This is a genomic window from Streptomyces sp. NPDC030143 (genome assembly GCF_055573695.1).
Genome location: NZ_JBVIAY010000002.1, coordinates 127,347 through 137,965 on the forward strand (window position 1 = coordinate 127,347; position 10,619 = coordinate 137,965).

A 10,619-nucleotide genomic window follows, 5' to 3' on the forward strand; every position below is an offset into this window, starting at 1 on the left:
AAGTCGTCGGCGTCACCGTCGTCGTCCCCGGTGGGTCCGGGTTCCTCGCGCAACTCGGCGGCGAGGCTGGTCTGCGGAACCCGCCGGGGCAACGGGGCGGGAGCCCCGGGACGGTTGGCGCCCCCGGGACGGGCGGACGTCGCGGCGCCGCGGTCGGGTGCCTGGGGACTGCGGCCGGGCGTCGCCGAACCCCGCTCGGGCGCCGTGCGGTTCGGGCAGGGTTTCTCGTCGCTCAGGTCCGAGGTCGCCTCGCCCCGGTCGGGCACGGTGTCGCTCCGCTCGGAGGCGGTGGCGCTCCGGTCGGGCACGGTGTCGCTCCGCTTGGAGGCGGTGGCGCTCCGGTCGGGCGCCGTGTCGCTCCGCTCACAGGTCGCGGCGCTCCGGTCGGGTAGCGCGGACGTCGGGGCCGACACGGCCACGCTGCGGGCCGACGACGCCTCACCCGCCCGGACGCCCTCCCCGGCTTCGGGGGCCGGGGCACCCGGTTCGGGGCACGCGGCCGGGGGGTGGTCCGCCGGGACCGGGGAGCCGGGGGCGGGGGTGCCGTCCGCCGGGGCCGAGGCGCGAGGCGTGGGGGCGGAGGTGCCGTCCGTCCGCGCCGAGGCGCGGGACACGCGGACGGGGAGGCCGTCCGTCGAGCCGGGGGCGCCGGATCCCGGTGCCGGAGCGGCGTCCGTGGGAGCCGAGACGCCGGGCGCCGGGGCGAGGAGGCCGGTGACCGGGGCGGGGGAGTCACCCGGAGAACCCGACGGCCCGTGGGAGGCGGCCCCGGCCTCCCGCGCCGGGGTGGAACCGGTGAGCCCGGACCGGGCGGCGACCGCATCCGGTGCGAACGAGCCGGCGGTCCGCCGCGCGACGGGGCAGTCGGCCTCCGGTGAGTCGTCGGCGGGCTTCTCGTGGACCACCACGTCGTGCGGGACCAGCACGATCGCGGTGGTCCCGCCGTACGGCGAGGAACGCAGGGTCACGGCGATGCCGTGCCGCGTGGCCAGCCGGGCGATCACGAACATGCCCAGCCGCAGGTCGTCGGCGAGCGCCACCACGTCGAACTGCGGGGCCACCGCCAACTGGGCGTTGAACGAGGCGTAGTCCTCCTCGGACATGCCGAGCCCGCGGTCCTCGATCTCGATGGCCAGGCCCTTGGCCACCAGTGTCGCCCGCACCCCGACCGGACTCGGCGCCGGCGAGTAGGACGTCGCGTTGTCGATGAGCTCGGCCAGCAGGTGGATCACGTCCGCCACGGCGGGCGGGGCGATGGACACCTCCTCCTCGGTGTGCACCTCGACCCGCCGGTACTCGGCGACCTCGCCGACCGCACTGCGCAGGATGTCGATCAGCGCCACCGGCTCCGACCACCTGCGTCCCGGCCGGCCGCCGCTGATGACGACAAGGTTCTCCTCGTAGCGGCGCAACTGGCTCGCCGTGGAGTCCAGTTCGTACAGGTCCCGCAGGACCTCCGGGTCCTGGTGGCGGCGCTCCAGCGCGTCGAGCTTGCTGAGCTGGAGGTTGACCAGGTTCTGGCTCTGCCGGGCGATGCCGAGGATGACCTTCTGGAAGCCGCGCCGGGTGTCGGCGAGCTCGACCGCGGTGTGCACGGCGGTGCGCTGCGCCGTGTTGAACGCCTGCGCCACCTGGCCGAGTTCGTCGCCGCCGTAGTCCAGCGGCGGAGTCGCCGATTCCACGTCGACAGTCTCTCCCCGGTCCAGCCGGGTGACCACCTCCGGGAGGCGTTCGTGGGCCAGACTGAGCGTGGCCAACCGCAGCCCGCGCAGCCGTCGGGACAGCGAGCGGGTGATCCGCCAGGACATGACGACGCACAGCAGCAGGGCGACGAGACCGCCCGTGCTCAGCGACGCCGCCTTGATCAGCAGCCCGCGGGCCTCGTCCGCGCTGCGCTGGAGCAGTCCCGCGGTCTGCTCCCGGATCAGCGCCGAGTACTGGTCGGAGACCTCGATGAGCGCGGCGCGCCACTCCTTCTGCACGTCCGGCAGAACGATGTCACCGTCTCCCTGCCGGGCGGCCCGGGCCGCGAGCACCTTGTCCTCGACGGCCTCCAGGGTCCGCCACGCCTCGCTCTGCAGGATCCTCTCGGTCTGCGTCTTCGCCGAGCCGGTGAGGGAGGGGAGGATCTGGTCCGCCACGAGCCAGCGGCGCGCGTTCACCGTCTGCGCGAACGTGGCCCACTCCTTCTCGTCCATCCGCCGCTTCGGCCCGGCCAGGGTGAGGTGCAGGTCCTCCTCCGAGACCAGCTCCGCCGCGTGCTCCAGGGCGACGAGCGGGCCGGCCTGTGAGGTGAGGTCGCCGTCGTCGACCTGGGACAGCTCCTGGAAGGCGTGGATCTGTTCGTCGATGATCGACGTGTACTGGTCCAGCGCCTGCGCGGCGGTGATGTTGGCGGGGTCGTCCACCTGGCCCCGGTAGTACTCCAGGGAGCTCACGGAGGCGACGACCGAGTACATCCGGTCCCGGACGCGGGCGGGCGCCTTCTGGATCTCGTCCGCCCGTGCGATGAGCTGGGCGACCGCCGCGTCCGTCTTCTTCCGCTGGGCCTCCAGCGGGGTCCGGGAGCCGCCGGGGGTGGTCAGCCACACCGCGGACAGGCTGCGTTCCTGCTGGAGCGCGAGCGTCGCCTCGGTGCCGAGGGCGCCGGTCGCCCGGCTCAGTTCGGTCTGTTCGCGCAGCTGTATCCCCTCCGAGAACATCTGGATCGTCGTCACACCCCACATGGCCGTGAGGGTGACGCCGGGCACCAGCGCCAGGAGGATCAGGGAGAGACGTATGGAGCCGAGACGGTGGCGCCGGGCACCTGTCCGTGCAGACATGGTCGTCCTAGGGCGATCAGCGGGGAGGGGGGAGGGGGATCGGGGGGAGCGGGGTGCCGGGCGGGTGCCCGGTCAGCGGGTGCCGCCGGCGGCGAACCGCGCGACGTCGGCGACGTTGGCCCGGGTGACGAAGGCGGGGCCCGTCAGGACCGGTGCCACACCACCGCCGCTGAGATTGCCGTTGGTCCGGTAGAGCCAGATGGCGTCCACGGCGAGATAGCCCTGGAGGTAGGGCTGTTGGTCCACCGCGAACTGCACCCGGCCGTCGCGGACGGCCGTGACCATGTCCTTGTCGATGTCGAAGGTGGCGACCCCGGCCCTGCTGCCCGCCTGGCCGGCCGCCTTCACCGCGGCGAGCGCGAACTGCGCGCCGTTGGCGATGACCTCGTCGATGTCGGGGTCCTGCCGCAGGCGGGCGGCCACGGCGGCGGTCATCGCGTCCATGTCGCTGCCGTCGACGTAGAGCATCTCGGTCCGCCCGGTGAACGTCTTCTTCACGCCCGCGCAGCGCGCCTCGAGGGCGATGTTGCCGCGCTCGTGGATGACGCACAGGGTGTGCCGCGCGCCGAGGCCGTCGAGCCGGTCGCCGACGGCCCGGCCGGCGACACTGTCGTCCTGACCGAAGTACTCCAGCACGCCGATCGACCGCCAGGCGTCGATACCGGAGTTGAGGCCGACGACGGGTATGCCGGCCGCCCTGGCCGCGGCCACCGGGCTCTTCATCGCCAGCGGCTTGGCCAGGGTCACCGCGATGCCGTCGACCCGGTCCCGGACGGCGTCCCGCACCAGCGCGGCCTGTCCGGAGGCGTCGGCGTCGCTGACGTAGGTCAGGTCGACACCGTCCTTCGCGGCCGCCGCCTCGGCGCCCTTGCGGACCAGCTCCCAGAACGCGTCGCCCTTGTCGCCGTGGGAGATCAGGGTGACCTTCATGGGGCCGGCCGGCCCGCCCGCGGCGGCGGCGTCCGAGCCGGACGGGGCGGCGCCGGTGCAGCCGGCGAGGAGCAGACAGCAGATCACGGCCAGGGCGGCGCGACGCGCGGATCTGGGAGAGGCGAGGGAACGGGGAGCGGGGAGGGGAGTGTTCATGGGGGGCTGCACCTCGCTGTGCGGCAGAGCAGGAGGACGGGCGAGCGCCGCCGGAACAGGGGAGGCGAACCGACGAGAGGCATGCGCTGGCTCGGAGCCAACCGCGTGTGACCGTTGGTAGTCAAGTGAACGACCACCCGGGGTGAGGTGCTGCTGCCGCATTGTGATGCGGGACGGCTCCGGCAGGGCCGCGAACGCGGAAAAGCCCAGGTGAATTGAATGTTCGTCAATCCCGGGCGGTTCTCGGCACGGCTCCGCCGCCCTCCCGCACCGGCCGGGCCGGGGCCCGCGCGCGCCGTCGCGCCGTACGGCGCGGTGTCCCCGGCCCCACCACCCGGGGACCGGTGGTGGGGCCGGGGACATGCCGGGTGCCGGTGCCGGTGCCGGTGTCGGTGTCGTCCGGGCGGAGTGATGTGCCGCGGGTGGGTGCCGTCACGGTCGGCCCGCGTGCGCACGGGCGGGGCGGGCCGCTCCCGCACCACTGCGCCCCCCGTCCTCGGTGTCCGCCGGGACGCGCTCCTGGGCGCCGATGACGTCGTCGTGACGGCGGGGCGGGGCGGCGGAGGGGGACGCGGGCGCATCGGGCACCGCGGCCGTACGGGACGGTGGTCGGGGACGCGGGCGCGCCGCGGGCCGTGCGGGACGGTGGAGAGGGACGCGGGCCCGGGCGCACCGGCAGCGCGGGGCGGCGAGTTCGGGCGGGGGCGCGCCGCGCGCCGCGGGCCGTGTGGCTCGGGCGGGGGCGCAGCGGGCTGTGGGCAGGCGGAAGGGCCGGGTGCGACCGCCGGCCGGCCGTCGCACCCGGCCCTGTCGTTTCGCCCGGCTCCGTTCGCGCGGCTCCGCCTGGCCGGCTCCGTCGGGTTGCGGTCCCGTGGTCCCGGCTCCGTCGCCGCGTCGGGCGGTGGCCCTGTCGTCCGGATCCCGCACGTGGTGTCAGGCGGACTCGGGCGACTGGGTCAGCAGCGGCTCAGTGGCCCTCCACTTCTCCTCGGCCGCCTTCGCCGCCTTCGCCGCCCGGGCCTCCTCGCGCCGCTGCCGGCGGCTGCGGCGCGGCTCCTGGTCGGGCAGCCAGCCGAAGGCCATGCAGCTGCCCACGACGCCGAGGAGCAGACCGATGAGGAAGCCCCCGAGGTTGGAGGTCAGCCAGGTGCCCAGGGAGACCAGGACGCCGATGATCGAGTAGAACAGGCGCTGCGAGGGGTTGAAGAGGATCAGCAGCCCGCTCAGCAGCATCGTGGTCGGCAGGAGGTACCCCGCCAGCCCCTGCATGCCGATGTGCAGGATGACCGGCAGCGGTGCCTTCATGGTGACGAGGATCTCCGCGCCGCCCAGCACGAGCATCAGCCCGCCCGCGAAGGGCCTGTGCGCCCTCCACTGCCGGAAGCGGTTCACTGCGGGCAGCCCTTGCTCCCGAATCGCATGTGCAGGTCGGGGAGTTTGAAGACGGCGGCGGTGGCGCCGTAGTTGTGCTGGTACAGGTCGGTGATGACGACCTTGTCCGCCTGCTGGCCGTAGACACCCGGCATACCGCGGGTGTTGACCTTGTCGAAGGTGCTGGCGTCGCGGCCGATCTCGATGTTGTTGAACGCCGCGTTGCCGGTGATGTCGTCCGAGTCGATGGCCAGGTTCTCCACGCTGACCTTCGTGCCCTTGTCGCCGGCGGTGAGGACCAGCTGGATGCCGCCGAGGTCGACGCTCTGACAGAGGTTGGTGAGCTTGCCGCTCTTCACCACCGAGGTGACGACCAGCACCTGGCCGCCGGTGTCGCCCTGGTTGGGGCTGTTCTCGATCATGTGGTCCAGCGAGCCGAACTGCGCGAAGCCGTCGCCCTCGAGCTTGTCGGCGGTCACCACGAAGGGCATGCCGGAGATCGCGAACTGCACACCCAGCGCTCCCTGGGCGGTGAGGACGGCGAGCCCGGCGGCGACGAACGTCGCCGGCACCGCCATCACGGCGGCCCGTCGCGGCCGGACCCGGCCGCGTCGTGCTGTGGAACCGCTTGCCGGGGTTCCTGGGGTGTTCTCGGCGGACGACGAGACGTCCGAGGACGAGGCCATGTCTGCTCCCATGGGCATAGTCATGCGGGTTGGGCTTCAGTGGCGCGTTGTCCTGGCGCGGACAGCGGCTGTCACGCACGCCTCCTCACGACTCCCGGAATCGCAAGGGCTTTCTCGTTACGCAGCAGTAGCCAATTCGGAAGTTACCGATGGTTACACCAAGGGGTCAAGGGAGATGTGGAAAAAGGGTGTTCGTTGTGTACCGCCTGTGGTCCGGCCTGCTGTCCCGTCGTCCCGCCGTGCTGTCGCACGCCGCGGTGAGGCCGCCGCCCGGTCTCGCCCCGAACCCGTCAACTTGCTTACGCAGCCTTGACGCTGACGCTTTTTCAGGTCTACAACCGACGTGGCCCCAGCTCGGATCCGTGGCGCCGGATCCGCCGCGCGGCGTTGTTCGTCCGCGCTCCCGGACCCAGGTCCGGCCGTCGTCGACCGGCGGCCGGACCCGCACACCTGCCCGGGCAGCCAGCACGGGCCCATGCGCCCCGAGTTCCGATTCCTTCCTCTCCTTCACGGTGGCGTCCACGGCCGCTTCCCCCTGCCGGCCGCGTCCGGCGTCACGTCCGCTGCCGGTCCGTCGCGTACGGAGAAGGCGTCACGGGCCGGCACCGGCGGAACATCGGAACTCGCGTCCCTCACACCCCCCACGTTCCATCAACTCCCCAGCACCACCCCCCACTTCAGAGATGAGGCACCCGCATGCGCATCCGCTCCCTCCTCGCCGCCGCCGGTACCGTCGCCGCCCTGTCGCTGACGGCGGTCACCCCCGCCTCCGCGGCCGACCCCGCGGTGCTGACCACCGCCAACGGCGACGTCGCCGTGGGTGACACCCTCACGGCGACCCTGGCCACCGGCACCTCCGCCACCTTCTACTCCAGCGCCACCGGGACCAGCGGCGTCTCGTGCGCGGCGTCCAACTTCTCCGCCACCGTCACCTCCAACCCCGCCGCGCCCGGCACCGCCACCGAGTCGCTCACCGCCCAGACCTTCACCAGCTGCACCTCGAACGTCCTCGGCGTGCTCGGCGTCACCAGCATCACCGTCAACAACCTCCCCTACACCGCGGCCGTCACCTCCGGCGGCGCGGTCACCGTCTCGGCGGCGGCCGGCTCCAACATCCGCACGACGGTCGTCCTGCGCACCCTGCTCGGCAGCGTCAGCTGCGTCTACGAGGGGCCCGCGCTGACCGGCACGGCGAGCAACACCGACAACAGCCTCGCCTTCGCCAACCAGCAGTTCACCAAGGTGTCCGGCTCGTCGCTCTGCTTCGCCAACGCCTTCTTCAGCGCCAAGTACGCCCCGGTGACCTCCGGTGGCGCCTCGATCATCGTCAACTGACCGTCAGCTGGATCGAGTTCGCGCCTGCGGCGGTCTCAACGCCGCCGCAGGCGTACCACCAGGGCCGCGCCGCCGGTGAGTGCCAGCACCGCGGCGGCGCCGCCCGCCACCAGGGGCGCGGACGGCCCCGAACCCGCCCCGGTGGCCTCGGCCACCGGGGCGCTCGGCGGTTCGGACACCCCCGAGGGCGCACCTCCCGCGTCCGCCCGCGCCGAGGCCACGGCCGCCGTCGGGGTGGCCGGGGCCGACGGAGCGGCGGAGGGCCGCCGTTCGGGTACCCGGTCAGCCGCAGGCGTCGATGCGGCGGACGTGGGCCGCACCGGCTCGGCCTCCTCCTCCGCCGTCGGGAACACCACGTCGGAGCACGAGTAGTAGGTGTCCGGCGTGCTGCTGTTCTGCCAGATGGTGTACAGCACCTGCCGTCCCGTCCGGTCGGCGGGCAGCTTCGCCGTGAGGCGGTACGCGCCGTCCCTCAGCACCGGGTCCCTGATCTCGGCGAACGGCCGCTCGGACAGGTCGTCCCAGGTCAGCGGCTGCCCGGGGTCGTATCCCGGCTTCGTCAGGTACAGCTTGAACGTGCCGGTGTGCGGGATCGTCGACACGTATGTCATCCGCAGTGTCCCGCCCGGTGCCAGCCGGGTCGACGGCCAGTCGGCGCGGGCCAGGTCGAGCCCCCGGTAGGCGGACAGGCCACCGCTGCACAGCTCCCCGTCGGGGATCGTCCGCCGGTCCCGCCCGTTCACGTTCGCGACCCGCAGATTGTCCCATTCGGTGAACGGCCCGCCGTTGGCGGCGACCGCGGCCCGGCAGGCCGCGCTCCGGGCCGCGGCGCCGCCGTCGGGGGAGCAGGCGTGGACCCGGCTCACCGGATCCGTCGGCGCGCCGTGCGCTCGTGCGGGTCCGGCCGCCCACAACCCCAGCAGGAGCGGCCCGAGGGCGACGGCGGTCAGGGCGGCGGTGCGGTGTGCGGCGCGGTGCGCGGTGTTGCGGGGCATCGGGGACGTCTCCTCGGCCGGCGCGGGAAAGGGGCTGCCGTGCAGTACGGGCAACAGCCCCGGCGCGTTCACTACCCCGCCGTACCGGACGTCGCCGGAGCAAACCCGGTCAATCGCCGCCGGGGCGCTCCGAGCGAGGGTGGGTTTCCGGCCGGATCGAGGGTTTCCCCTGTATCCGGACACCAGTTCCTTTGCCTATCGTTCCTCCACAGCTGACCCACAGGTAACCCCACGGGGGTCGGCCCCGCGCCTGGCCGGCCATCGCGTTGCTCCTCGATTCACCCCCCGCCGCTTCGACGACGAAGCGAATCGACCGCCGCTCCGCCCTGTCCGGAGCAGGCCACGAAAGGCACGCCCTTGCGCCCCTCCCCCGCTCAGAGACGGAAGCTGATATCCGTCGCCGCGGTCTCCGCGGCCCTGCTCACCGCCGCCTCCACCGCCTCGGTCGCCGCCGCCCAGGACAGCGCGCCGCAGAGTGCCCCCGCCGTCCCGGCCGCCCAGGCCGAGGCCGCACCCGGCACCCCGGCCGAGCGTCTGATCGTCGGCTACAAGTCCGCTGCCGAAGAGGCCAGGTCGAACCCGGCCGCCGAGGCCGACGCCGCCGCCAAGGGCAAGGAGGCCGGCGAGGACGTCGACTTCCAGCGCCGCCTCGGCACCGGCGCCGCCCTGGTCGACCTGGGCGAGAACCTGACCACGGCGGACGTCGCCGACGTCGTCGCCGAGTACCGGGCCGACCCGCAGGTCGCCTATGTCGTGCCGGACCGCCTGAACACGGCGAAGGCCGACCCGAACGACACCGAGTACAGCAAGCAGTGGGACCTGTTCGAGGCGACCGCCGGCATGAACGTGCCCGGCGCCTGGAACACCACCACGGGCACCGGCGTCACCGTCGCCGTCATCGACACCGGTTACGTCACGCACTCCGACCTCGCCGCGAACATCGTCGGCGGCTACGACTTCATCGCCGACACCGCCGTCTCGGTGGACGGCGACGGCCGTGACAGCAACCCGGCCGACCCGGGCGACTGGTACAACGCCAACGAGTGCGGCAGCGGCATCCCGGCCTCCAACTCCTCCTGGCACGGCACCCACGTGGCCGGCACCATCGCCGCCGCCACGAACAACGGCAAGGGTGTCGCGGGCATCGCCTACGGCGCGAAGATCTCCCCGGTCCGCGTCCTCGGCAAGTGCGGCGGCTACGACTCCGACATCATCGACGCCATCACCTGGGCGTCCGGCGGCAGCGTCTCCGGCGTGCCCGCCAACTCCAACGTGGCCAAGGTCATCAACATGAGCCTCGGCGGCGACGGTGCCTGCACCTCGGCGACCCAGAGCGCGATCAACGCGGCCGTGAACCGCGGCACCACGGTCGTCGTGGCGGCCGGCAACGAGAACGACAACGTGGCGAACCACTCGCCGGGCAACTGCAACAACGTCATCTCCGTCGCCGCGACCAACCGCACCGGCGCGAAGGCGTCCTACTCCAACTACGGCTCGCTCGTGGACATCTCGGCGCCCGGCGGCCAGACCAGCACCGGCACCGCGAACGGCATCCTGTCGACCCTGAACTCGGGCACCAAGACGCCGTCCACCGAGAACTACGCCTCCTACCAGGGCACCAGCATGGCCACCCCGCACATCGCGGGCCTGGCCGCCCTGCTGAAGTCGGCGAACTCCGCGCTGACCCCGGCGCAGATCGAGTCGGCCATCAAGACCAACGCCCGTGCCCTGCCCGGCGCCTGCTCCGGCGGCTGCGGCGCGGGCCTGGCCGACGCGGCCAAGACGGTGCAGGCGGTGACCGGCGGCTCCGGCGGTTCCGGCGGCTCCACGGGGGGCACCACCTTCACCAACACCACCGCGCTGAACATCCCGGACAACGGCTCGGCCGTCGAGTCCTCGATCGCGGTGACCGGCCGCACCGGCAACGCCCCCTCGACCCTCCAGGTCGGCGTGGACATCACCCACACCTACCGCGGTGACGTGGTCGTCGACCTCGTCGCCCCGGACGGCACCGCCTACCGTCTGAAGGCGTCCAGCACCTCGGACTCCGCGGACAACATCGTCGCCACCTACACCGTGAACGCCTCCGGCGAGGTCGCCAACGGCACCTGGAAGCTGCGCGTCCAGGACGTGGCCGCGCAGGACACGGGCCGGCTGAACAACTGGAAGCTCACCTTCTGAGCAGCCGACAGCCGCGTGTGAACGGGCGGGGGGGGGGGGGGGGGGGGGGAACAGAGAGGACCACAGCCACCTGTCCTCCCGGGGGGGGGGGGAGAGCACCCGGGGGGGGGTTTGCGGGGACCCAACAAGCACACACCAAACAC

6 protein-coding genes and 1 pseudogene are annotated in these 10,619 nt (G+C 73.1%); 2 read left to right on the top strand and 5 right to left on the bottom strand.

Features of this window, described 5'->3' with window-relative positions; all coding sequences use genetic code 11:
- Window positions 1–650: 650 nt before the first annotated feature.
- From ACZ4YY_RS03730 to ACZ4YY_RS03745, 4 genes and pseudogenes are all read right to left on the bottom strand, one after another.
- Window positions 651–2,822: pseudogene (locus ACZ4YY_RS03730) on the bottom strand (sensor histidine kinase); the annotation flags it as partial.
- A 72-nt stretch (window positions 2,823–2,894) separates the two neighbouring features.
- Window positions 2,895–3,908 carry a substrate-binding domain-containing protein gene (locus ACZ4YY_RS03735; protein ID WP_468283486.1) on the bottom strand — a complete coding sequence of 338 codons (1,014 nt, stop codon included), beginning with the start codon at window positions 3,906–3,908 and terminating at the stop codon, window positions 2,895–2,897.
- Between the two features lie 933 nt (window positions 3,909–4,841).
- Complete coding sequence (locus tag ACZ4YY_RS03740; protein ID WP_468284333.1) at window positions 4,842–5,249, bottom strand: DUF6114 domain-containing protein; 408 nt, start codon at window positions 5,247–5,249, stop codon at window positions 4,842–4,844.
- Between the two features lie 47 nt (window positions 5,250–5,296).
- Window positions 5,297–5,965 (bottom strand): DUF6230 family protein, encoded by a 669-nt coding sequence (locus tag ACZ4YY_RS03745; protein ID WP_468284335.1) that lies wholly within the window; start codon window positions 5,963–5,965, stop codon window positions 5,297–5,299.
- Between the two features lie 696 nt (window positions 5,966–6,661).
- Between ACZ4YY_RS03745 and ACZ4YY_RS03750 the strand changes: the two genes are divergently transcribed.
- Window positions 6,662–7,300: a Tat pathway signal sequence domain protein gene (locus tag ACZ4YY_RS03750; protein ID WP_468283488.1), complete on the top strand. Its 639-nt coding sequence runs from the start codon at window positions 6,662–6,664 to the stop codon at window positions 7,298–7,300.
- A 35-nt stretch (window positions 7,301–7,335) separates the two neighbouring features.
- Here the strand turns inward: ACZ4YY_RS03750 and ACZ4YY_RS03755 are convergent, their stop codons facing one another.
- Complete coding sequence (locus ACZ4YY_RS03755; RefSeq protein ID WP_468283489.1) at window positions 7,336–8,295, bottom strand: lytic polysaccharide monooxygenase auxiliary activity family 9 protein; 960 nt, start codon at window positions 8,293–8,295, stop codon at window positions 7,336–7,338.
- Between the two features lie 357 nt (window positions 8,296–8,652).
- Here ACZ4YY_RS03755 and ACZ4YY_RS03760 point away from each other — a divergent pair, with 357 nt between their 5' ends.
- Complete coding sequence (locus ACZ4YY_RS03760; RefSeq protein WP_468283491.1) at window positions 8,653–10,476, top strand: S8 family peptidase; 1,824 nt, start codon at window positions 8,653–8,655, stop codon at window positions 10,474–10,476.
- Window positions 10,477–10,619 lie beyond the last annotated feature (143 nt).